This is a genomic window from Streptomyces sp. NPDC017993, assembly GCF_044328065.1.
GTDB lineage: Bacteria > Actinomycetota > Actinomycetes > Streptomycetales > Streptomycetaceae > Streptomyces.
Window position 1 is genome coordinate 34,998 of the sequence record NZ_JBIRGO010000026.1, and the last position, 20,552, is coordinate 55,549.

The 20,552-nt window shown below is 71.2% G+C and carries 21 protein-coding genes; 16 read left to right on the forward strand and 5 right to left on the reverse strand.

The features are described from left to right. Positions 1-97: 97 nt before the first annotated feature. From hppD to ACH4FH_RS33845, 5 genes are all read left to right on the forward strand, one after another. A complete protein-coding gene (gene hppD / locus ACH4FH_RS33825; RefSeq protein WP_398559773.1) occupies positions 98-1,249 on the forward strand; it encodes a 4-hydroxyphenylpyruvate dioxygenase in 1,152 nt (383 codons plus the stop codon). Between the two features lie 170 nt (positions 1,250-1,419). Beyond that, positions 1,420-2,784, forward strand: coding sequence for an FAD-binding oxidoreductase (locus tag ACH4FH_RS33830; protein ID WP_398559774.1), 1,365 nt, complete (start codon positions 1,420-1,422; stop codon positions 2,782-2,784). 85 nt (positions 2,785-2,869) lie between these two features. Beyond that, on the forward strand, positions 2,870-3,190 hold the full coding sequence (locus ACH4FH_RS33835; protein ID WP_398559775.1) for a hypothetical protein: 321 nt from the start codon (positions 2,870-2,872) through the stop codon (positions 3,188-3,190). Between the two features lie 10 nt (positions 3,191-3,200). Next, positions 3,201-3,491: a hypothetical protein gene (locus tag ACH4FH_RS33840; protein ID WP_398559776.1), complete on the forward strand. Its 291-nt coding sequence runs from the start codon at positions 3,201-3,203 to the stop codon at positions 3,489-3,491. A gap of 83 nt (positions 3,492-3,574) precedes the next feature. Beyond that, a complete protein-coding gene (locus tag ACH4FH_RS33845; RefSeq protein WP_398559777.1) occupies positions 3,575-5,011 on the forward strand; it encodes a dihydrolipoyl dehydrogenase family protein in 1,437 nt (478 codons plus the stop codon). On the opposite strand, the gene ACH4FH_RS33850 is transcribed toward ACH4FH_RS33845, so the two are convergent. Together ACH4FH_RS33850 and ACH4FH_RS33855 are read right to left on the reverse strand one after the other, a co-directional pair. Continuing rightward, entirely contained in the window at positions 4,999-5,439 is a 441-nt protein-coding gene (locus ACH4FH_RS33850) for a tetratricopeptide repeat protein (RefSeq protein WP_398559778.1), read from the reverse strand. The two genes, ACH4FH_RS33845 and ACH4FH_RS33850, sit on opposite strands and share 13 nt — an antisense overlap. Positions 5,440-5,548: 109 nt before the next feature. After that, positions 5,549-6,025 carry an SsgA family sporulation/cell division regulator gene (locus ACH4FH_RS33855; RefSeq protein WP_398559779.1) on the reverse strand — a complete coding sequence of 159 codons (477 nt, stop codon included), beginning with the start codon at positions 6,023-6,025 and terminating at the stop codon, positions 5,549-5,551. Positions 6,026-6,263: 238 nt separating this feature from the next. Between ACH4FH_RS33855 and ACH4FH_RS33860 the strand changes: the two genes are divergently transcribed. Both ACH4FH_RS33860 and ACH4FH_RS33865 read left to right on the forward strand, forming a co-directional pair. Next, positions 6,264-7,820, forward strand: coding sequence for an RDD family protein (locus tag ACH4FH_RS33860; RefSeq protein ID WP_398559780.1), 1,557 nt, complete (start codon positions 6,264-6,266; stop codon positions 7,818-7,820). A gap of 115 nt (positions 7,821-7,935) precedes the next feature. Then, the gene (locus ACH4FH_RS33865; protein ID WP_398559781.1) at positions 7,936-8,670 is read left to right on the forward strand and encodes an RDD family protein; all 735 of its coding nucleotides are present in this window, start codon (positions 7,936-7,938) and stop codon (positions 8,668-8,670) included. A gap of 125 nt (positions 8,671-8,795) precedes the next feature. Here the strand turns inward: ACH4FH_RS33865 and ACH4FH_RS33870 are convergent, their stop codons facing one another. Continuing rightward, the gene (locus tag ACH4FH_RS33870; protein WP_398559782.1) at positions 8,796-9,113 is read right to left on the reverse strand and encodes a hypothetical protein; all 318 of its coding nucleotides are present in this window, start codon (positions 9,111-9,113) and stop codon (positions 8,796-8,798) included. A 395-nt stretch (positions 9,114-9,508) separates the two neighbouring features. On the opposite strand from ACH4FH_RS33870, the gene ACH4FH_RS33875 reads away from it, so the two are divergent. Together ACH4FH_RS33875 and ACH4FH_RS33880 are read left to right on the forward strand one after the other, a co-directional pair. Next, on the forward strand, positions 9,509-11,896 hold the full coding sequence (locus ACH4FH_RS33875) for an immune inhibitor A domain-containing protein (RefSeq protein WP_398559783.1): 2,388 nt from the start codon (positions 9,509-9,511) through the stop codon (positions 11,894-11,896). 115 nt (positions 11,897-12,011) lie between these two features. Beyond that, a complete protein-coding gene (locus ACH4FH_RS33880; RefSeq protein WP_398559784.1) occupies positions 12,012-12,497 on the forward strand; it encodes a hypothetical protein in 486 nt (161 codons plus the stop codon). Between the two features lie 58 nt (positions 12,498-12,555). Here the strand turns inward: ACH4FH_RS33880 and ACH4FH_RS33885 are convergent, their stop codons facing one another. Together ACH4FH_RS33885 and ACH4FH_RS33890 are read right to left on the reverse strand one after the other, a co-directional pair. Then, positions 12,556-13,152, reverse strand: coding sequence for an isochorismatase family protein (locus ACH4FH_RS33885; RefSeq protein WP_398559785.1), 597 nt, complete (start codon positions 13,150-13,152; stop codon positions 12,556-12,558). A gap of 168 nt (positions 13,153-13,320) precedes the next feature. Next, positions 13,321-14,649, reverse strand: coding sequence for a nicotinate phosphoribosyltransferase (locus tag ACH4FH_RS33890; RefSeq protein ID WP_398559786.1), 1,329 nt, complete (start codon positions 14,647-14,649; stop codon positions 13,321-13,323). 265 nt (positions 14,650-14,914) lie between these two features. Between ACH4FH_RS33890 and clpS the strand changes: the two genes are divergently transcribed. The 7 genes from clpS (at position 14,915) to ACH4FH_RS33925 (ending at position 19,987) form a co-directional block, all read left to right on the forward strand. Next, positions 14,915-15,265 carry an ATP-dependent Clp protease adapter ClpS gene (gene clpS / locus ACH4FH_RS33895; RefSeq protein ID WP_393895334.1) on the forward strand — a complete coding sequence of 117 codons (351 nt, stop codon included), beginning with the start codon at positions 14,915-14,917 and terminating at the stop codon, positions 15,263-15,265. Next, positions 15,265-15,861 carry a DUF2017 domain-containing protein gene (locus ACH4FH_RS33900; RefSeq protein ID WP_398559787.1) on the forward strand — a complete coding sequence of 199 codons (597 nt, stop codon included), beginning with the start codon at positions 15,265-15,267 and terminating at the stop codon, positions 15,859-15,861. Before clpS ends, ACH4FH_RS33900 begins: the two co-directional genes overlap by 1 nt. A 310-nt stretch (positions 15,862-16,171) precedes the next feature. After that, positions 16,172-17,623, forward strand: a complete 1,452-nt coding sequence (locus ACH4FH_RS33905) for an amino acid permease (RefSeq protein ID WP_398559788.1) — start codon at positions 16,172-16,174, stop codon at positions 17,621-17,623. Between the two features lie 148 nt (positions 17,624-17,771). Then, positions 17,772-18,197 carry a Mov34/MPN/PAD-1 family protein gene (locus ACH4FH_RS33910; RefSeq protein WP_398559789.1) on the forward strand — a complete coding sequence of 142 codons (426 nt, stop codon included), beginning with the start codon at positions 17,772-17,774 and terminating at the stop codon, positions 18,195-18,197. Positions 18,198-18,457: 260 nt separating this feature from the next. Further along, positions 18,458-18,631 carry a putative leader peptide gene (locus ACH4FH_RS33915; RefSeq protein WP_393895338.1) on the forward strand — a complete coding sequence of 58 codons (174 nt, stop codon included), beginning with the start codon at positions 18,458-18,460 and terminating at the stop codon, positions 18,629-18,631. A 125-nt stretch (positions 18,632-18,756) separates the two neighbouring features. Then, positions 18,757-19,035 (forward strand): MoaD/ThiS family protein, encoded by a 279-nt coding sequence (locus ACH4FH_RS33920; protein ID WP_398559790.1) that lies wholly within the window; start codon positions 18,757-18,759, stop codon positions 19,033-19,035. A gap of 1 nt (position 19,036) precedes the next feature. After that, a complete protein-coding gene (locus ACH4FH_RS33925; protein WP_398559791.1) occupies positions 19,037-19,987 on the forward strand; it encodes a PLP-dependent cysteine synthase family protein in 951 nt (316 codons plus the stop codon). Positions 19,988-20,552: the final 565 nt, after the last annotated feature.

The window sequence follows — 20,552 nt, forward strand, 5'->3', positions numbered from 1 at the left end:
TACAGATAGCCCGGCAAGGCCGCCTACTCGCTATACATAGTGCCCAGCAAATACACAAACTATTGCGCACCTTGTGGATCGGGGGGACTCTGCGGCCATGGCAGACACCACGATGCACACCCAGCCCACCCCCGGCACGGCTCGGCAGGCGGACCCCTTCCCGGTCAAGGGGATGGACGCGGTCGTCTTCGCCGTCGGCAACGCCAAGCAGGCCGCGCACTACTACTCCACCGCCTTCGGCATGAAGCGCGTCGCCTACTCCGGACCGGAGAACGGCAGCCGCGAGACCGCCAGTTACGTGCTCGAATCCGGCGGCGCCCGGTTCGTGTTCACCTCCGTCATCAAGCCCACCACCGACTGGGGGCACTTCCTCGCCGAGCACGTCGCCGCCCACGGCGACGGCGTCATCGACCTCGCCATCGAGGTCCCCGACGCCCGCGCCGCCTACGCCTACGCCGTCGCCCACGGCGCCACCGGCATCGACGAGCCCTACGAGGTCAAGGACGAGCACGGCACCGTCGTACGGGCCGCCATCGCCACCTACGGCAAGACCCGGCACACGCTCGTCGAGCGCTCCGGCTACGACGGCCCCTACCTGCCCGGCTTCGTCGCCGCCGCGCCGCTCGCCGACACCGGCCCGCGCCGCTTCCAGGCCATCGACCACTGCGTCGGCAACGTCGAGCTCGGCAAGATGAACGACTGGGTGGCCTTCTACAACAACGTCATGGGCTTCACCAACATGAAGGAGTTCGTCGGCGACGACATCGCCACCGAGTACTCCGCCCTGATGTCGAAGGTCGTCGCGGACGGCACCCTCAAGGTGAAGTTCCCGATCAACGAGCCCGCGATCGCGAAGAAGAAGTCGCAGATCGACGAGTACCTGGAGTTCTACGGCGGCGCGGGCGTCCAGCACATCGCGCTCGCCACCAACGACATCGTCGCCACGGTCCGCGCGATGCGGGCGTCCGGCGTGGAGTTCCTGGACACCCCCGACTCCTACTACGACACCCTCGGTGAGTGGGCCGGCGAGACCCGGGTGCCCGTCGAGACCCTGCGCGAGCTGAAGATCCTCGTCGACCGCGACGAGGACGGCTACCTGCTGCAGATCTTCACCAAGCCCGTCCAGGACCGGCCGACGGTCTTCTTCGAGATGATCGAGCGGCACGGCTCGATGGGCTTCGGCAAGGGCAACTTCAAGGCCCTCTTCGAGGCGATCGAGCGGGAGCAGGACCGCCGCGGCAACCTCTGACCCGGTGGCCCCGGCCGGCGCACCAGTCCTTCCCCGGCCGGCCCGGAGCCACCCCCGCAGGCCGCGGGCCCGCCGGACCTGACCCGGCGGGCCCGCGGCCTGCCGTCCGGCCCCCGATCCGCGGCTCCGCGATCTTCCGTGTAGGTCCCACGGATGCGAGGCTGGGCGGTATGGACCTCATCGCACAGCTGCGCGCGGGACTCCCCGGGGACGCGGTGCTCACCGACCCCGACATCACCGGCGCCTACGCCAACGACATGGCGAGCTTCTGCGAGGCCGGCACGCCCGCCGTCGTGGTGCTGCCACGCACCGTCGAGCAGGTCCAGCACGTCATGCGCACCGCCACCGCGCTGCGCGTCCCCGTGGTGCCCCAGGGCGCGCGTACGGGGCTGTCGGGCGCCGCCAACGCCTCGGACGGCTGCATCGTGCTGTCGCTGGTCAAGATGGACCGGATCATCGAGATCAACCCCGTCGACCGGATCGCGGTCGTCGAACCCGGCGTCGTCAACGCCGTCCTCTCGCGCGCGGTCAACGAGCACGGGCTGTACTACCCGCCGGACCCCTCCAGTTGGGAGCAGTGCTCGATCGGCGGCAACATCGGCACCGCCTCCGGCGGCCTGTGCTGCGTCAAGTACGGCGTCACCGCCGAGTACGTCCTCGGCCTGGACATCGTGCTCGCCGACGGACGGCTGCTGACGACGGGGCGGCGCACCGCCAAGGGCGTCGCGGGCTACGACCTCACCCGCCTGTTCGTCGGCTCCGAAGGCAGCCTGGGCATCGTCGTCGGCGCCGTCCTCGCCCTCAAGCCCGAGCCGCCCCAACAGCTCGCGCTGGCCGCCGAGTTCCCCTCCACGGCGGCCGCCTGCGAGGCCGTCTGCCAGATCATGTCCCGTGGCCACGCCCCCTCGCTGCTGGAACTCATGGACCGTACGAGCGTCCGCGCCGTCAACGACATGGCGCAGATGGGGCTGCCCGACAGCACCGAGGCGCTGCTGCTCGCCGCCTTCGACACCCCCGACCCGGCCGCCGACCTCGCCGCCGTCGGTGAGCTGTGCGCCGCGGCCGGCGCCACCGAGGTCGTCCCCGCCGAGACCGCCGCCGAGTCCGACATGCTGTTGCAGGCCCGCCGGCTGACGCTGACTGCGCTGGAGCGGGTGAAGTCCGCGACGATGATCGACGATGTGTGCGTACCGCGCTCCCGGCTCGCGGAGATGCTCGACGGCACCGCCGCCATCGCGGAGAAGCACGACCTCACCATCGGCGTCGTCGCGCACGCCGGCGACGGCAACACCCACCCCACCGTGTGCTTCGACGCCGCCGACCCCGAGGAGTCCCGCAGGGCCCGCGAGTCCTTCGACGACATCATGGCGCTCGGACTGGAACTGGGCGGCACGATCACCGGGGAGCACGGCGTCGGCGTGCTGAAGAAGGAGTGGCTGGCGCGGGAACTGGGGCCGGTGGGCCTGGAGTTGCAGCGCGGCATCAAGGATGTCTTCGACCCGCTCGGCCTGCTGAACCCCGGCAAACTGTTCTGAGCTCCCGCCGGGACCGGACCGGCCCGGCCGGCCCGCCCGCTACCCCGGATGTGCGCGGCCGCCCCCGGGGCGATTGACTGAGCCCATGACGATCAATGATCCCCGCGGGCTGGTCGAGGGCACGGTCACCTTCCGGGTGACCGGGCAGGGCGTCGACGACATCACCTACGCCGTGCAGGCCCCGGGCGCCGGGGAGGAGCAGCAGGTCACCCGACCGGAGCTGCCCTGGTTCGCGGTGGTGGACGCCCGAGGGGTGGGCGCCATGCCGATGCTCACCCTCACCCTCGAAGGAGCCGACGCGCACGCCGAGTGCGAGATCCTCACGGACGGCGCGCCGGCCGTCCGCGGCAGCGTGCGCGGCCCCGCCGCCACCGTTGTCTTCATGGCGCGGGCCGCCGCCTCGTAAGCTCTCGCGCATGGAATCGATATTGCCCTGGGGCTGCTTCCTCGTGCTCGTCATCGCCCTCGTGGCCTCGGGCGGCGACCGCCGCGCCAAGCTGCTCGACCGCCGGATGCAGCGCCTGGAGCGGAAGGTCGACCTGCTGCTGGCGCACGTCGGCGCCGAGGAGCCGGAGGACCCCCGCATGGCCGAGCTGGACGAGCTGCTCGTCCAGGGGAAGACGGTGCACGCGGTCAAGCTGCACCGCGAACTGACCGGCTCCAGCCTCCTGGAGGCCAAGGAAGCGGTGGAACGCCGGATGCGCTGACGGCCCCCGGGGCGGAGGATGGCCCAAGGACCCGCAGAGGCCCTTCCGGGCCGCCCCATGGCCACTCAGGGAGCGATGAGCCGATGGCAGCGACCGCAGCGACCGAAGACCCCTACGACGTCGTCGTGCTGGGGGCCGGGCCCACCGGGGAGAACGTCGCCGACCGCGCGCACGCCGCCGGGCTGAGCGCGGTGCTCGTCGAGAGCGAACTGGTCGGCGGCGAGTGCTCCTACTGGGCCTGTATGCCCAGCAAGGCCCTGCTGCGCCCGGTCACCGCCCGTTCCGAGGCGAGCCGGATGCCCGGCCTCCCGGAGGCGGTGGCCGGCCCCCTGGACGCCGCCGCCGTCCTCGCACGCCGGGACGCCTTCGCCTCCCACTGGAAGGACGACGGCCAGGTGCGGTGGCTGGACTCGGCCGGTATCGACCTGGTGCGGGGCAAGGGCCGGCTGGACGGGCCGCGCCGGGTGGTCGTCGAAGGCGGCCCGGTGCTCACCGCACGGCACGCGGTCGCGGTCTGCACCGGCAGCCGAGCGGTCCTGCCGGGCATCCCGGGACTGGCCGCCGCCAAGCCCTGGACGAGCCGCGAGGCCACCAGCGCCAGGTCCGTACCGGGCCGTCTGGTGATCGTGGGCGGCGGCGTCGTCGGCGTGGAGATGGCCACCGCCTGGCGGGCCCTGGGCGCCTCCGTGACGCTGCTGGTCCGCGGCGACGGACTGCTGCCCCGGATGGAGCCGTTCGCCGGACACCTGGTCGCCGAATCCCTCGCCGAGGCGGGCGTGTTCCTGCGCATCGGGGTGGAGGTCGGCGAGGTGCGCCGGGAGGCGCCCGGCGGCGTGGTGACCGTGGTCCTGGACTCCGGCGACGAGATCATCGCCGACGAACTGCTGATCGCCACCGGACGGGCGCCGCGCACCGAGGACCTCGGCCTGGAGACGGTCGGACTGGAGCCCGGCTCCTGGCTGGAGGTGGACGACAGCTGCCGGGTGACGGGGGTGTCGGGCGGCTGGCTCTACGGCGTCGGCGACGTCAACCACCGCGCCCTGCTCACGCATCAGGGCAAGTACCAGGCCAGGATCGCCGGTGCCGCCATCTCCGCCCGCGCCCGCCGGGTGCCGATCCTGGAGACCGACCGCTGGGGCGCGCACGCCGCCACCGCGGACACCTCCGCCGTACCGCAGGTCGTCTTCACCGACCCCGAAGTGGCCTCGGTGGGCCTGACCGCGGCCGAGGCGGAGCGCGCCGGGCACCGGATCCGCGTGGTCGACCAGGACCTGGCGGCGGTGGCCGGCGCGTCGCTGTACGCCGACGGTTACCGGGGCCGCGCCCGGATGGTCGTCGACCTCGACCGCGAGGTGCTGCTCGGCGTCACCTTCGTGGGCCCCGGCATCGGCGAACTGCTGCACTCCGCGACGATCGCGGTGGCGGGGGAGGTACCCATCGAGCGCCTGTGGCACGCGGTACCGGCCTACCCGACGATCAGTGAGGTGTGGCTGCGGATGCTGGAGGGCTACCGCGACTGAACCGGGCCGGTGTCCGCGCCGAGGGCCGCGGCGATCCGCAGCTGCGGGGCGGCCTCGGCGGCGCGCCCCTGGCGCTCCAGGGTGCGGCCCAGCATCAGATGGGCGTACTCCTCGACCGGGTCGCGCTCCAGGACGGCCCGCAACTCGCTCTCGGCGCGCCGCAGTTGCGCCGAGTGGTAGTAGGCGCGGGCCAGCAGCAGCCGTGGTGCGACCGGCCCGGGGTCCTCGTCCACCAGGCCCTGCAGGATGCGCGCCGCGGCGGCGAAGTCCTTGGCCTCGAAGAACAGCTGGGCGCGGGCCCAGCGGTCGGCGGCGCTGCCGTGCCCGTAGTAGCCGGCGTCCTGCGCCGGGTCCCGGGGCGCGGCGGCCGGCCCGTCGTGCCCCGCGTCGTGCCGTTCGGTCGGGCGCTCGTCGTGGCTCTTGGTCATACCGGGCACAACACCCCGGCATTGTTGAACATTCCACCAACTGTTTCCGGGGCTGCCGTCCCGCGTGCCGGGCCGGTCCCGCCACCCTCGGCGGAGCCCACCGCCGCCTCTACGCCCCCGGCTCCGGTGACTCGTCCGACGGCCACGGTTCGCTCAGCCACACCTCGTCGCGCGGTGTCATGGCCAGCAGTTCGCTCAGCCCTTTGTCGAGGCCCAGATGTTCCTGCTCGGACCCCGGAGGCACGGCCCGCAACGTGCGCTCCAGCCAGGCGGAGACCGCCGCGGCCGGCGCCTCCAGCAGCGCGTCACCGTCCGGGGAGGACAGCACCATGCAGACCAGGCTCCGGCCGTCCTGCTTCGTCGGCCAGATCCGCACGTCCCCGTGGCCGCACGGCCGGAACACGCCCTCGACGAGCAGCTCCCGGGCGAACGTCCAGTCGACGGGGGTGTCGGACCCGATGTGAAAGGTGACGTGGACGGCGTAGGGGTCGTCCGTCCGGTACGTCAGCCGGGCCGGCACCGGAATGCTGCGCTCCGGAGACAGGACCAGGCCCAGCTCCAGCTCTCGTTCCACCACGGTGTGCATGAAATCCACCTCTCTGCTCTCCCTGTGCCGGCCCACGGAACGGGCCCGCACAGACAGAGAGGAGGCGGACCGGGGATCCTTACACGGCTTCGCACAACTTTTTTTGCGGCCCTCTTCCAGGTGGTCGTGACCGGGGAGCGGCACCGATGCAACCGGGGGTCTGATAGATGTGGACGCCGCGTTGCGGCAGACTGCATCCCACACCCACCAGGCCGAGTACAGATACGGGACTTCGGACATGAGCGCCCCTACCTCAGGATCCGCCGGCGGCAGCCCCACGCCAGGCTTCTACCCGGACCCGTCCATCCCCGGCTACATCCGGTACTGGAACGGTGCCGCATGGGTGCCGGGCACCAGCAGACCGGCACCGGCCGAGGGTGAGGCGATGCCCGCACCACCCCCCGGCGCGGTCGCCCCGACGCCGGCCCAGGTCCCGCCCACCGTGGAGGAGACCGGTCCGGTCTTCTTCGACGAGGAGCAGGCACAGGACAGCGGCAGCGCTGCGCCGGCCGTACGCCGGAGCGGCGAGGTCGACCTCCCCGCCGCCGCCACGAGCTGGGACGACCCGTCCCGGCTGCACGGCACCAGCCCGGAACCGGCCTCCGCCTGGCAGGCCGACGCCTCCCGGCAGGCCGGTTACGGCGGCGAGATGGACCGCCGCATCGCCTGGGGCTCACCCGAACAGGGCCAGTCCGGGGCGCCGTCCGGCGCGGCCTCGTGGGGCGCGGTGCCGCCCCAGCGTGAGCAGCAGGGGTCCGGCGCCGAACAGGCGTCCGCCGAGCCCGGCTCCGGCGAGGTGCCCGCCACGCCGTCGTCCGGCACTCCCGCCCCGCGGGCCCCGGAGGCACCGGCCGACGGCACGGTCGCCATCCGCGCCGTCAACCCGGCCGCGCGCCGTGACTCCGGCCGGGGGAACGCCGCCGATCAGGGCACGACGGCGATCCGTGCGGTCCGCCCCGGCGGCGACAAGAACCCCAGGGCCAACGAGACGATGGCGATCCGTATCGCTCCCGGCGGCGGGGACCGGACGCCGCCCACCGGTGGCGACGCCCCGCAGTCGCTGCCCTCCGTCGGCACGCCGCAGCAGGGCCCGGTGCAGCAGCCCGCCCCGCAGCACCCGGTCCGGCAACCCCCTGCCCAGCAGGCCCCCGTGTCGCAGCAGGGCCCCGCCCCGCAGGCGTCCGGTCCTGCGGCCGGGTTCCCGCCGCAGGACGGAGCCGCGGCCGGTCCTCAGGGCGCGGGTGCCGACGGCGTCATCCCGTGGAAGCCGCCGTCCGCCGATGTCTTCTTCGCCGCCGCACAGGCCGCGCAGGGCCACCCGGCCGCTCTCGGCCGCCGGTTCGCGGCCCGGCTGATCGACACGTTGGTGGTGGGCGCGGTCACCGCCGCGGTCGCCGTCCCGATGTGGGGCACCGTCACGGACCACATCGACACCAAGGTCGAGGCGGCCAAGCAGTCCGGCCGCGAGGTGACGGTCTATCTGATCGACGGCACCACCGCCCCGGTATTCGGCGTGCTGCTGGCCGTCCTGCTGATCGGCGGCGGGCTCTACGAAGCGCTGCCGACACTGAAGTGGGGCCGCACCCTCGGCAAGAAGCTGTGCGGGGTGCGGGTGCTGGACATCGAGAGCCACGACACCCCGATGCTGAGCGCGGCCGTCAAGCGCTGGTTCGTCTACAGCGTGCTCGGCCTCGTCGTCGTCGGCGTGGTCAACGCGGCCTGGTGCCTGTTCGACCGGCCCTGGCGGCAGTGCTGGCACGACAAGGTCGCGCGGACGTTCGTCGCCGCGGACTGACGCCGCGGTCACGTCCGGGGCGGGCGCAGGAGGACCGCACCCGCCCCGGTGGCCCTGATCCCCCGAACGGCCTTGGCCGGATGCGGCCCGGCCCCGCAAGGGGTCGACTCGGGCCATGAGTACCGACCAGCCCGGGCCCGGCTCCGGTGAACCGCCGGAGGACGATCCGTTCCTGAAGAAGCCGCAGGAGCCGCCGGCCGGCGGCGCTCCCCACAGCGGCTCTCCCTACGGCGGCGGCACGGGCGAAGGCGAGGGCGGCACCCCGCCGCCCGGCGGCACGCCGCCTCCACCGCCACCCGGCGATGTCCCGCCACCCTATGGGGGAGACCCGTACGGCGGCGGTCCGTACGCCGACAATCCCTACGGCGGTGAGTACGGCGCGGCCGATCCGCTCGCCGGTATGCCGCCGCTGGCCAACCGGGGCCGCCGGCTCGTCGCGCGGATCATTGACGCGATCCTGATCGGCGTACCGGTCACCCTGATCATGAGCGCCATCGTCGGATGGGTGGACTACACCAGCACCAGCAACGCCGAAACGGGTAAGCAGGCGACGGTATCGGGCGTCACGATGCTGGCGTACTTCATCTACGAGGGACTGATGCTGTCCAGTCGCGGCCAGACCGTCGGCAAGATGGCGATGAAGATCCGGGTCGCGATGCTCTCCAACGGCGCGGTGCCGACCGGTCAGGCGGGCTGGGTGCGGGCCGCGGTCTACACGCTGCCGGAGATCGTGCCGTGCTGCGGCTTCCTCTTCTGGCTGGTCAACGTCCTGTGGTGTACCTGGGACAAGCCGTATCAGCAGTGTCTGCACGACAAGGCGGCCAAGACCGTCGTGGTGTCCGCGGCATGAGGGCGGCCCGGGCTGTGGAAGCGTCCGTCGCGCGGTGCGTCGCGCGGGGTCGGCCGGGCGGCGGCTCACTCCTCGTACGCGTACGGGAAGTGACCGGCCGCCCGGCCGTGGCGCCGCGGTGGGTCCTAGCGCGAGTGCTGGCCGACCCGGGTGTCGGTGGTGTGCGAGACCCGGGGGCCCGGGATCCGGCCGGCCGGCGGCGGCACGGCCTTCAACGGGGTGCGCGCGGGCGACTTGGCGCGTACGACATGGCGGCGGACCACCCGCGACATGCGCGGCATGGGCACCGTCATGGCGACGAGCAGCCCGAGCCCGAGCCCCGCGAGGGCGATGACCGCGACCCCGATCCCGGTCTGCGTCTGCGAGAGCAGCAGCATCGCGAGAGTGGAGAGGAAGACGGTGGCCGAACCGTAGACGAGCTGGGTGACAGTCGGACGAGGCATGGTGGGATCCGCCCTCGGGGGTCGGCAGGGGTGTCGGTCATGGGCGCGCCGTCAAGCGAGCCTACGGACCTTAATTCCCGAGCGGAACGCCAAGTAAGCGTGACCTTACCCACGGTCCCGATGCACAAGGGGCGCACGGAGTCACCGGATGGATGAACTGGACCCCGTCGTATGCCCGTTGACAGCGCGGGCGGCATAGGCGTACGGCACGGTCAGGCGGCGCGACGTACGGCCCTTCTGCCCGGAATGGGCGGTATGGCGGTGTCCGATAGCCGCAACTCGCGGACCGAGTAACGTACTTCGGTGACGTGAGCAAGTCAAGATCTGTCTTTTCACCCGCACTTCCGGTCGAATGCCCTCGAACAGTGACCGTTCGAAGGGGAGGAAAGCGCCAAGTGAGAGCTAACAGAGGGGTATTCAGATCGGCCGCCCTGGCCACGGCGATAGCCGCGATCGGGGCGGCCGCTTTGTCTTCCGGGGCGGCCGCGGCCGACACGCCCCCGTCACCCGTCGCGAAGCGCCACGACCCGGCCCCCGAGCGGACGGTGGACCACGACCTGAAGGGCCCGTTCAGCGACCAGCAGGCGGCCCAGCGCAAGGAAGCGCTCCAGCAGGTCATCTCCGGTGACGCCAAGGCGACCGACCGCGGCGGGTCCCGCGTGGTCAAGCTGGACAAGGGCAAGTACGTCGAACTCGCCCGGCAGAAGACCGACAAGATCTTCACGGTCCTGGTGGACTTCGGCGGCAAGGTCGACGACACCACGACCTTCGACCCGGACGGCGACGGCCCCAAGCCGCCGGTGAAGAAGTACGGCGGCGAGCCCGGTCCCGCGCACAACGAGATAGCCGAGCCGGACCGTGCGAAGGACAACAGCACGGCCTGGCAGAAGGACTACAACCGTAAGCACTTCCAGGACCTCTACTTCTCGAAGGACAAGAAGAAGGAGTCGCTGGCCAAGTACTACGAGAAGCAGTCCTCCGGCCGCTACTCCGTCGAGGGCGAGGTCTCGGACTGGGTCAAGGTCGACTGGAACGAGGCACGCTACGGCTCCAACTACTGCGGCGACACCAACTGCGCCAACGCCTGGGACCTGATCCGCGACGGCGTCAACCAGTGGGCGAAGGACCAGAAGGCGGCCGGCCGCACCGACGCGCAGATCAAGGCCGATCTCGCCAAGTACGACCAGTGGGACCGCTACGACTTCGACGCCGACGGCAACTTCAACGAGTCCGACGGCTACATCGACCACTTCCAGATCGTGCACGCCGGTGAGGACGAGTCCGCGGGCGGTGGCGCGCAGGCGACCAACGCCATCTGGGCGCATCGCTGGTACGCGTACGGCACGGACGCCGGCAAGACCGGTCCCGGTGAGAACCGGTCCGGCGGTACGCAGATCGGCGACACCGGCCTCTGGGTCGGCGACTACACCATGCAGCCGGAGAACGGCGGCCTCGGCGTCTTCGCCCACGAGTACGGCCACGACCTGGGCCTGCCGGACGAGTACGACACCACCGGCACCGGCGAGTCCTCGGTGGACTTCTGGTCGTTGATGTCCTCCGGCTCCTGGCTGGGCCGCGGCAAGGACTCCATCGGCGACGTCCCCGGTGACATGAGCGCCTGGGACAAGCTGCAGCTGGGCTGGCTCAACTACGGCAAGGCGAAGGCGGCGACGAAGTCCGCCCACAAGCTGGGCGTGGCGGAGTACAACACCAAGAACAAGCAGGCCGTCGTCGTCGAACTGCCCGCCAAGGCGGTGAAGACGGACATCGTCCAGCCCGCCGAAGGCACCAAGCAGTGGTGGAGCGGCATGGGCGACGACCTGAAGAACACCCTCGCCCGCCCGGTGGACCTCACCGGCAAGTCCAAGGCGTCGCTGACGCTCAAGGGCTGGTGGGACATCGAGGAGAACTACGACTACCTCTACACCGAGGTCTCCACCGACGGCGGCAGCAACTGGACGCCGATCGACGGTACCGCCGGCGGCAAGGCCATCCCGCGCGACGGCGGCGACAAGCCCGCGCTGACCGGCACCGTGAGCGCCTACCAGGACCTCGTCTTCCCGCTGGACGCCTACGCGGGCAAGAAGATCGACGTCCGCTTCCGCTACCAGAGCGACGGCGGCGTGGCCCAGAAGGGCTTCGCGGCCGACACCCTGAGCGTGGTCGCCGACGGCAAGCCGCTGTTCAGCGACAACGCCGAGGGTGACGACAACGGCTGGACCAGCAAGGGCTTCTCGCGGATCGGCGCGTCCTTCACCAAGGACTACCCGCAGTACTACATCGCCGAGAACCGCCAGTACGTCTCGTACGACAAGACCCTCAAGTCCGGTCCGTACAACTTCGGCTGGACCACCGCCAAGCCCGGCTGGGTGGAGCACTTCCCGTACCAGAACGGTGTGCTGATCTGGCTGTGGGACACCTCGCAGGCGGACAACAACGTCGGCCAGCACCCGGGTCACGGGCAGATCCTCCCCGTCGACGCGCACCCGAAGGCCGAGAAGTGGGCGGACGGCAAGCTGATGCGCAACCGCTTCCAGTCCTACGACTCGACCTTCACGCGCTACCGCACGGACGCCCTGAAGCTCCACAAGGACGGCAAGCTGGTCAAGATCAAGTCGAAGAAGGGCGTCACCCTCTTCGACGACCGCCACGGCGTCTACTACGACAAGGCGAACCCGACCGGGGGCGTCCTCGTTCCTGACACCAACACCCGGATCAAGATCACCAAGGAGTCCTCGAATGGCTCCACGGTGACCCTCCTGGTGGGCCCCGCCGGTAAGTAAAAGGTAAAACCGCAGGTCAGAAGCGAATCGGCCGTCGCCCCTAGCGGGCGGCGGCCGATTCGCGTTTAGATGCGTTCATCAGTTCCTTGTTGACGAAGAGTCTCACGGGGGAGATATGACGATGACCGGTGGCGGCTTCATCAGGCTTCCTGGCGGAAGCGTGGTGGTCGCCCTCTCACTGCCCAGACCGGGCCAGGGACCGCTCTCGGGGCCGTACGACGGCGGCTCCCGGGTCCGGGTCCTGGTCCACGCCGTGAACCGACCGCGCGCCCTGACCAGGCTGCGCAACCTCGGTCTGCGGGCGGTCTACCTGCGCGGCAACAGCAAGCCGCCGACGCCGGACGAGGTCACAGCCGTCCTGCACCACCCGGACGGTCTGGTCTGGCGCGCGGCGCCGGACGACGACACCGAGTCCTGGCACCCGATACGGGCCCTGCTCAGGCCCGCGGCGCCCCCGGCGACGCCGGTATCGGGGCCCGCGGCGTCCGCGCTGCCCTCGGCCTGCGCGCCATCGGCGTCGTCCGCGGCGTCGGTGGTTCCCACGGTGGTCGCGGTGCCCACACTGCCCGGGATGGCCGTCGTACGGCCCGCCGGCGCCTGACGGGCGGCACGGCGGGCCCCGGGCCGCCGGGCGGGCCGGTGGGCCGTTGCAGGTGGCGTCAGCCGCCCGCGACCACCGGCTTGCCGGACAGCTCGGCGCCCGCCGCCCGCAGCTCCGCCAGCGCCCGCTCGGTGGTGTGCGCCGCTACGCCCGCCGTCAGCTCCAGCAGGACGTGTGTGCGCAGACCGGCGCGCAGCGCGTCCAGCGCCGAGGCGCGCACGCAGTGGTCGGTGGCGATACCGACCACGTCCACCTCGGTGACCTGGCGCTCGCGCAGCCAGTCGGCGAGCAGCGTGCCGTTCTCGTCCGCGCCCTCGAAACCGCTGTACGCGGCGGAGTACGCGCCCTTGTCGAAGACCGCGTCGATCGCCCCGGAGGCGATGGCGGGCGCGAAATTCGGGTGGAAGCCGCTGCCCTCCGTGCCCGCCACGCAGTGGACCGGCCAGGAGCGCTCGTAGTCCGGGTGGTCGGAGAAGTGATCGCCCGGGTCGATGTGGTGGTCCCGGGTCGCCACGACATGGCGGTAGCAGCCGCCGGCCGCCTGGCCCACCAGATCGGTGATGGCCGCCGCGACATCCGCACCTCCCGCCACGGCGAGGCTGCCGCCTTCGCAGAAGTCGTTCTGCACATCAACGACGATCAATGCCCGGTGCATGGTGCGTGCCTTCCGGCTGGGATTCGGGGGAGGGGCGCGGCGTGTGTGACCGAGGGTAGCCACTCGGCGCCCATTGCGGGAGTGGGCGCGGAGCCCCCGGTGGGCGCCGGGCGGGCGCCGCGCCCGGTCACGCCCGAGGGACATCGCGGCCCGGCGACGGGCGTCCGGTCACACGTACTCGGTGGGCAGCACCGCTTCGCCCCGGGAGAGCTGGGTGGCCGACAGGGGCAGCCCGGCACGGGCGGCGCAATGCCGGTCGCGGGCGGCGTCCAGCGGCTCGCGGCCCACCACCTCGCCCGCGCGGACCAGCGGCACCAGCAGCTGCCGGTCGGCCAGCTCGGCCGGCACCGGGCCGGTGCCGACGACCTCGGCCTCCGCGACGCCCTCCTCGTCCAGCCGCCGGGCGGCCCACTTGCGTCCGCCGACCGACGTTTTCGCGCCCATCGACTTCTTGGCGACCGGGCGCAGCGGGGCGTCGGCGGAGTCGCTCTCGGCGCGGGCGACCAGCTTGTAGACCATCGAGCACGTCGGGTGGCCGCTGCCGGTCACCAGCTGGGTGCCGACGCCGTACGCGTCCACCGGAGCGGCGGCCAGCGAGGCGATGGCGTACTCGTCCAGGTCGCTGGTGACCACGATCCTGGTCTTCGTCGCGCCCAGCTCGTCCAGCTGCTGGCGCACCCGGTGGGCGATCAGCAGCAGGTCGCCGGAGTCGATCCGCACCGCGCCGAGGCCGGGGCCCGCCACGTCCACGGCGGTGCGCACCGCCTCGGTGACGTCGAAGGTGTCCACCAGCAGCGTGGTGCCGCTGCCGAGGGTCTCCACCTGCGCGGTGAAGGCGTCCCGCTCGCTGTCGTGGAGCAGGGTGAAGGCGTGCGCGCTGGTGCCGACGGTGGGGATGTTGTAGCGGAAGCCGGCCGCCAGGTCGGAGGTGGTGTGGAAGCCGCCGACGTACGCCGAGCGGGCGGCGGCCACCGCGGCCAGCTCATGGGTGCGGCGGGCGCCCATCTCCATCAGCGGGCGGTTGCCGGCCGCCACCGACATCCGGGACGCGGCCGCGGCCACCGCCGAGTCGTGGTTGAGGATCGACAGGATGACCGTCTCCAGCACCACCGCCTCGGCGAAGGTGCCCTCCACGCGCATGATCGGGGAGCCGGGGAAGTAGACCTCGCCCTCCGGGTAGCCCCAGATGTCGCCGCGGAAGCGGTAATCGGCCAGCCACTGCCGCGTCGGCTCGTCGAGGATGCCGCGCTCGCCGAGGAAGTCCAGGATCGTCGCGTCGAAGCGGAAGTTCTCCACCGCGTCCAGTACCCGGCCGGTGCCGGCGACGACCCCGTAGCGGCGCCCCTCGGGCAGCCGGCGGGTGAACACCTCGAAGACCGAGCGCCGGTCCGCCGTCCCGGACCGCAACGCGGCCTGCAGCATGGTGAGTTCGTACTGGTCGGTGAAGAGCGCGGTCGACGGCACGGCCACCGGCAGTCCCAGGTCTGCAACGTTCACTTCGGCATACCTCGCAATTCGATCCATGCGCGCCGCACCGGGCAGTGGACGGGGTTTTCCGGGGGCGCGCGGCGGCAGCCGCCGATGTCACCACCCCCGGGAGATGCGGCATACAGGCGATGCTACCCCCAATACTCGTCACTCTGACGATTTCCACGGTCAGTTCCCGGGCGGGCTCGCGGAACCCGTGTCGCGCGGCCCCGCCGACGCGGCCGCGGGAGGGCCGTTTGTGCGCCACCCGCCCCCGGGTGGCAGCATGGGGCCTGTGAGCGCCCACCCGTCACCCACGATCACTCTCCGGCCGCATCGCTGCACCCTCAGTGTTCCGGTTGAGATCGAGCGTCCCGAGTCGAGCGAGGCACCCGCCGAGGTGCCCGAGCCCGACGTCCCGTGGGTCACGATCGTCCACAACGACCCTGTCAACCTCATGAGCTATGTGTCGTACGTCTTCCAGTCGTACTTCGGCTACTCCAAGGACAAGGCGCACCAGCTGATGCTCGACGTCCATCACAAGGGCCGCGCGATCGTCTCCAGCGGCAGCCGCGAGGAAATGGAGCGCGACGTGCAGGCCATGCACGGCTACGGCCTGTGGGCGACCCTCCAGCAGGACCGCTGATGAGCGGCCAGTTCGAGCCCCTGCCCGGCGGCGGCGCCACCGTCCCCCTCGACGAGGTCGAGATCTCCATCCTGCGCAGCCTCGCCGTGCAGCTGCTGGAGCTGGTCGGCCCCGGGGACGAGCCCTCCGACAGCGAGAGCGACGACCTGCTCGCCTCGGTCTTCAACGACGGCCCCAGCGAGCCGCCCGCCGACCCGGTGCTGGCCCGCCTCTTCCCCGACGCCTACGGCGGCCCCGACCTCGTCCCCGACGACGACGTGCGCGCCGCGGCGGCCGAATTCCGCCGCTACACCGAGAACGACCTCCGCTCCCGCAAGCGCGACGACGCCCTCGCGCTGGTCCGCTCCCTGGACGCGCTGGCGCCGGGCGAGGAGGGCAGTGCGCAGCTGCGCCTGAAGCCTGACGAGTGCCGGCAGTGGCTCGGCGCGCTCAATGACCTGCGGCTGGCCATCGGCACCCGCCTGGAGGTCGCCGACGAGGAGGACGGCGGCGAGCTGCTGCGGCTGCCCGACACCGACCCGCGCAAGCCGATGGTGATGGCCTACCTCTGGCTCGGCGGCCTCCAGGAGACCCTCGTCGAAGCACTGATGGGCTGATATTCGGGCGTACCACCCGGACTGTTCGCTCAGAGGACGCTCAAATCCGGATAACGATCGCATCAACGCGCCCGTGTGTTGTGGGATGGCTTCCATTTTTTTGTCCTAATTTCGCTGTGACCCGGCTCACTTCTCCAGAAGTTGATCTCGTAACGACCGTGATAAATGTTCACGACCTGCCGTGAGCGACGCCACCCCTGTCGCCGCGGGAGCGCTGAGCCGGCCGACCGTCGGCGTGCAGGAACTCCATCCGGGGGGTCGGGACCCGACCCGGACAGACCGGGTCGGAATGGAGAAAGGCGCACCACTCATGACCTCTGTGCAGGTCGACAAGCAGCACGACGGCAGTGAGGCTGCTGGGAATGCCTCGGAAGAGGGCTACCAGCGAGGTCTGGGGAGCCGCCAGATCCAGATGATCGCCATCGGTGGCGCCATCGGTACGGGTCTGTTCCTCGGCGCGGGCAAGGCCATCTCCAAGGCCGGGCCGAGCATCATCCTCGCCTACGCCATCGTCGGTCTGGTCATCTTTTTCATCATGCGGGCCCTGGGCGAACTGCTCATGTACCGGCCCGTCTCCGGCTCCTTCTCCGAGTACGGCCGTGAGTTCCTCGGCCCGTTCATCGGCTTCGTGACCGGCTGGACGTACTGGCTGTTCTGGGTCGTCACCGGCATCACGGAAGTGACCGCTGCGGCCACGTATGTGCACTACTGGAACGAGGGCATACCGCAATGGCTCTCGGCGCTGGTCTTCACCGTCGCGCTCTTCGGTATCAACCTGATCTCCGTGAAGATCTTCGGTGAGCTGGAATTCTGGTTCTCGATGGTCAAGGTCACCGCGATCATCGGCATGATCCTGATCGGCCTCGGCGTGATCATGCTCGGCTTCTCCGACGCCGGTGACACCGCCTCCTTCACCAATCTGTGGTCCCACGGCGGCTTCTTCCCCAAGGGCATCGGCGGCACGCTGATGACGCTGCAGATCGTGATGTTCGCCTTCCTCGCCGTCGAGCTCGTCGGCGTCACCGCGGGCGAGGCGACCAACCCCAAGAAGGTCCTGCCCAAGGCCATCAACACCGTGCCGTGGCGCATCGGCCTCTTCTACATCGGCGCGCTCATCATCATCCTGTCCGTCGTCAGCTGGACGGCCTTCGAGCCGGGCGTCAGCCCCTTCGTCGCCGCCTTCCAGCAGATCGGACTGCCCGCCGGCGCCGGCATCGTCAACTTCGTCGTGCTGACCGCCGCGCTCTCCTCGGCCAACTCCGGCATGTACTCCACCGGCCGGATGCTGCGTGACCTCGCGCTGAACCGCCAGGGCCCGAAGTTCTTCACCCGGCTCAGCAAGAACGGCCTGCCCATCTGGGGCACCGGCGTCTCCGTCGCGATGATGCTGGTCGGCGTCTGGATCAACTACCAGTGGCCGGGCGAGGCGTTCAACTACGTCGTCTCCTTCGCCACCATCTCCGGCATGTGGGCCTGGATCGTGATCCTGCTCTCGCAGCTGCGCTACCGCGCCAAGGCCGACCGCGGCGAACTGCCCCAGTCCGAGTTCCGCGCCCCCGGCAGCCCGTACACCTCGGTGTTCGCGCTGGCCTTCATCGCCATGGTGATCGTGATGATGGGCATCGACCCGGACGCCCGGATCTCGCTCTACGCGGCCCCCGTCTGGGCGCTCATCCTGACCGTCGGCTACCTCTGCATCAAGCGGCGGGAAGCGGGGGAGGCCCTGGCGGCCGGTACCCCGAAGGCGTCCAAGAAGGGCTGACGGCCGCACCACGGCCGATCGGGTCTTCCGCCCGCTGTCCAGCATTCGGGCCCGTACGTACCACTCCTCGGTACGTACGGGCCCGTTGCCGTCAGCCCGCGTGCCCCCTTCGACGGAGCGCCGCACGCGCTCCTCATATCCTTTCCGCATGCTGACCCTCTCCAAGGCCCTCTACGACCAGATCGTCGAGCACTCCCGCCAGGACCACCCCGACGAAGCCTGCGGCGTGGTCGCGGGCCCGGCAGGCAGCGGCCGCCCCGAGCGGTTCATCCCCATGCTGAACGCCGCCCGCTCGCCCACGTTCTACGAATTCGACTCCTCCGACCTGCTCAAGCTCTACCGGGAGATGGACGACCGGGACGAGGAGCCGGTGATCATCTACCACTCGCACACCGCCACGGAGGCGTACCCCTCCCGCACCGACATCTCGTACGCGAACGAGCCCGGCGCGCACTACGTCCTGGTCTCCACCGCCGACACCGATGACGCCGGGCCCTTCCAGTTCCGCTCGTTCCGCATCGTGGACGGCGCGGTCACGGAGGAAGAGGTCGAGGTCGTGGCGGAATACGCCTGACGGGCCTGGCGGGTCCGAGGGGCCGGGCGAGGCCGTGGGGGTGATGGGTGCCGGTGGTGTTGCGAGTGACGCACGCCCCAGGCCGACCGGTTTCCGGCCCGCCCGAGGCCCCGCCATCCGGCGTTGACCTGCGTATATCCGGTCGCCCGCCGCGTCCGCCGGCCGACCGCCCGCCACCGCGTCCCATCTGGCGTACACCAATCGTCCGTATCTTGGGACGAGGTTCCAATACCCGGACCGGGAATCGATACGATGACCGCATGGTTGACCACGACGTGAGCGAGAAGAGGACGGGCATGCTGCTGCGCGCTCCCCTCGCGACGCGTCGTTCCGCATCCGCCCTGCTGGGAGCCTTCGGCTGCGGAACCGCACGGCTGCACATCGACCTGTGCCGCCTCTCCAGCGCCATCTGTCCGCGCTGCGCCGCAGCCTGAGCTGCCCCACACCGGCCGCGGCGCCCGCCGGTCCGCACCCCGCACTTCCGCGTCACCCGACGCACCCATCGCCGTGCACACGGGACGCACAGCACCCGCCACCACACTCCGACAGGAGCACTCCCATGGCCATCGAGGTCCGAATCCCGACCATCCTGCGCACCTACACCGACGGCCAGAAGGCCGTCGAGGGCAACGGAGAGACCCTCGCCGACCTCTTCGCCGACCTGGAGAGCCGCCACAACGGCATCCGCGAGCGCCTCGTCGACGGCGAGCAGCTGCGCCGCTTCGTGAACGTCTACCTCAACGACGAGGACGTGCGCTTCCTGGAGGGCATCTCCACCAAGCTCGCCGACGGCGACAACGTCACGATCCTCCCGGCTGTCGCCGGCGGCATGGTCTGAGATGCGGTACGACTCCCCGCTCGCGGCGGTCGGCAACACCCCCCTGGTCCGGCTGCCGCGCCTGTCGCCCTCCGACGACGTCCGCATCTGGGCCAAGCTGGAGGACCGCAACCCCACGGGCTCGGTCAAGGACCGGCCCGCGCTGCACATGATCGAACAGGCCGAGAAGGACGGCCGGCTCACCCCCGGCTGCACCATCCTCGAACCGACGAGCGGCAACACCGGCATCTCCCTCGCCATGGCGGCCAAGCTCAAGGGCTACCGCATCGTGTGCGTGATGCCGGAGAACACCTCCTCCGAGCGGCGTGAACTCCTCGCCATGTGGGGCGCGGAGATCATCTCCTCACCGGCGGCGGGTGGCTCCAACACCGCCGTCCGGGTCGCCAAGGAACTCTCCGCCGAGCACCCGGACTGGGTGATGCTCTACCAGTACGGCAACCCGGACAACGCCGGTGCGCACTACGCCACCACCGGCCCCGAGATCCTCGCCGACCTCCCCTCCGTCACCCACTTCGTGGCCGGCCTCGGCACGACGGGCACGCTCATGGGCGTCGGCCGCTACCTGCGCGAGCAGCGGCCCGACGTGCAGATCGTCGCCGCGGAACCGCGCTACGACGACGTCGTCTACGGCCTGCGCAACCTCGACGAGGGCTTCATCCCGGAGCTGTACGACGAGTCGGTGCTCACCACCCGCTTCTCGGTCGGCTCCGAGGACGCGGTCCGCCGCACCCGCGAACTCCTCTCCGAGGAAGGCATCTTCGCCGGCATCTCCACCGGCGCGGCGCTGCACGCCGCGATCGGCGTCGGCAGGAAGGCCGTACGCGCGGAGCAGAGCGCGGACATCGTCTTCGTGGTCGCCGACGGCGGCTGGAAGTACCTCTCCACGGGCGTCTACACCGCCGAGTCCACCGAAGCGGCGATCGCCACCCTGCACGGCCAGCTCTGGGCCTAGGCCCTACCCGGCCTGCCGCCTCCGCACCACCAGCGGGCCCCCGGGCCCACCCGCCGCTCCGCCGGCCGGACCGCATCATCGGACCGGCCGGCGTCTTGCGTGTGGGGGCTGGGCGGTGGGCCGCGGCGCCCCGGCTGCCGGGCCCTTCGGCGACAGATTCGCTCCGTGCCGTCGCTCGTTCCGGTGGACGGAGGCGGGGGAGAGAGCGCCACGCCGGGGTGGGCAGATGGGCCGCTTCCCGCGAGGCGGCCGCGCCCGCCGCGAGAGAGGCGCGCGCGGCGCGGGCGCGGCCCGACACGGCCCCGGTCACGGGTTCGGCGAGGCGGCCGACAGCCGGCGGCGATGCGGCGTCCGGCGTCCCGACCAGCAGCGATGTCACCCCCACCGCCATGCCCGGCCACCACCGGCACACCACGCCCGGTGCGCTCCCCCGACGGCCCCCGCGCCCGCACCGGCCGACCGCGCGTACGGCACAGGGGAACAGCGCCCGATACGGCCCACCCGGACTGGTGATTCCGCCCACAGCTCGGCCCGCTGGAGGAGCCACACAACCTTTTGCGCCTTA

Bases quoted from the DNA above. Each gene is read 5' to 3' on its own strand.
- ACH4FH_RS33865 (WP_398559781.1), top strand. From the start codon at position 7,936: ATGAGTACCGACCAGCCCGGGCCCGGCTCCGGTGAACCGCCGGAGGAC.
- ACH4FH_RS33880 (WP_398559784.1), top strand. From the start codon at position 12,012: ATGACGATGACCGGTGGCGGCTTCATCAGGCTTCCTGGCGGAAGCGTG.
- ACH4FH_RS33870 (WP_398559782.1), bottom strand. From the start codon at position 9,113: ATGCCTCGTCCGACTGTCACCCAGCTCGTCTACGGTTCGGCCACCGTC.
- ACH4FH_RS33905 (WP_398559788.1), top strand. From the start codon at position 16,172: ATGACCTCTGTGCAGGTCGACAAGCAGCACGACGGCAGTGAGGCTGCT.
- ACH4FH_RS33900 (WP_398559787.1), top strand. From the start codon at position 15,265: ATGAGCGGCCAGTTCGAGCCCCTGCCCGGCGGCGGCGCCACCGTCCCC.
- ACH4FH_RS33860 (WP_398559780.1), top strand. From the start codon at position 6,264: ATGAGCGCCCCTACCTCAGGATCCGCCGGCGGCAGCCCCACGCCAGGC.
- ACH4FH_RS33885 (WP_398559785.1), bottom strand. From the start codon at position 13,152: ATGCACCGGGCATTGATCGTCGTTGATGTGCAGAACGACTTCTGCGAA.
- ACH4FH_RS33840 (WP_398559776.1), top strand. From the start codon at position 3,201: ATGGAATCGATATTGCCCTGGGGCTGCTTCCTCGTGCTCGTCATCGCC.
- ACH4FH_RS33915 (WP_393895338.1), top strand. From the start codon at position 18,458: ATGGTTGACCACGACGTGAGCGAGAAGAGGACGGGCATGCTGCTGCGC.
- ACH4FH_RS33830 (WP_398559774.1), top strand. From the start codon at position 1,420: ATGGACCTCATCGCACAGCTGCGCGCGGGACTCCCCGGGGACGCGGTG.
- ACH4FH_RS33925 (WP_398559791.1), top strand. From the start codon at position 19,037: ATGCGGTACGACTCCCCGCTCGCGGCGGTCGGCAACACCCCCCTGGTC.
- hppD (WP_398559773.1), top strand. From the start codon at position 98: ATGGCAGACACCACGATGCACACCCAGCCCACCCCCGGCACGGCTCGG.
- ACH4FH_RS33920 (WP_398559790.1), top strand. From the start codon at position 18,757: ATGGCCATCGAGGTCCGAATCCCGACCATCCTGCGCACCTACACCGAC.
- ACH4FH_RS33910 (WP_398559789.1), top strand. From the start codon at position 17,772: ATGCTGACCCTCTCCAAGGCCCTCTACGACCAGATCGTCGAGCACTCC.
- ACH4FH_RS33845 (WP_398559777.1), top strand. From the start codon at position 3,575: ATGGCAGCGACCGCAGCGACCGAAGACCCCTACGACGTCGTCGTGCTG.
- ACH4FH_RS33855 (WP_398559779.1), bottom strand. From the start codon at position 6,025: ATGCACACCGTGGTGGAACGAGAGCTGGAGCTGGGCCTGGTCCTGTCT.
- ACH4FH_RS33835 (WP_398559775.1), top strand. From the start codon at position 2,870: ATGACGATCAATGATCCCCGCGGGCTGGTCGAGGGCACGGTCACCTTC.
- ACH4FH_RS33850 (WP_398559778.1), bottom strand. From the start codon at position 5,439: ATGACCAAGAGCCACGACGAGCGCCCGACCGAACGGCACGACGCGGGG.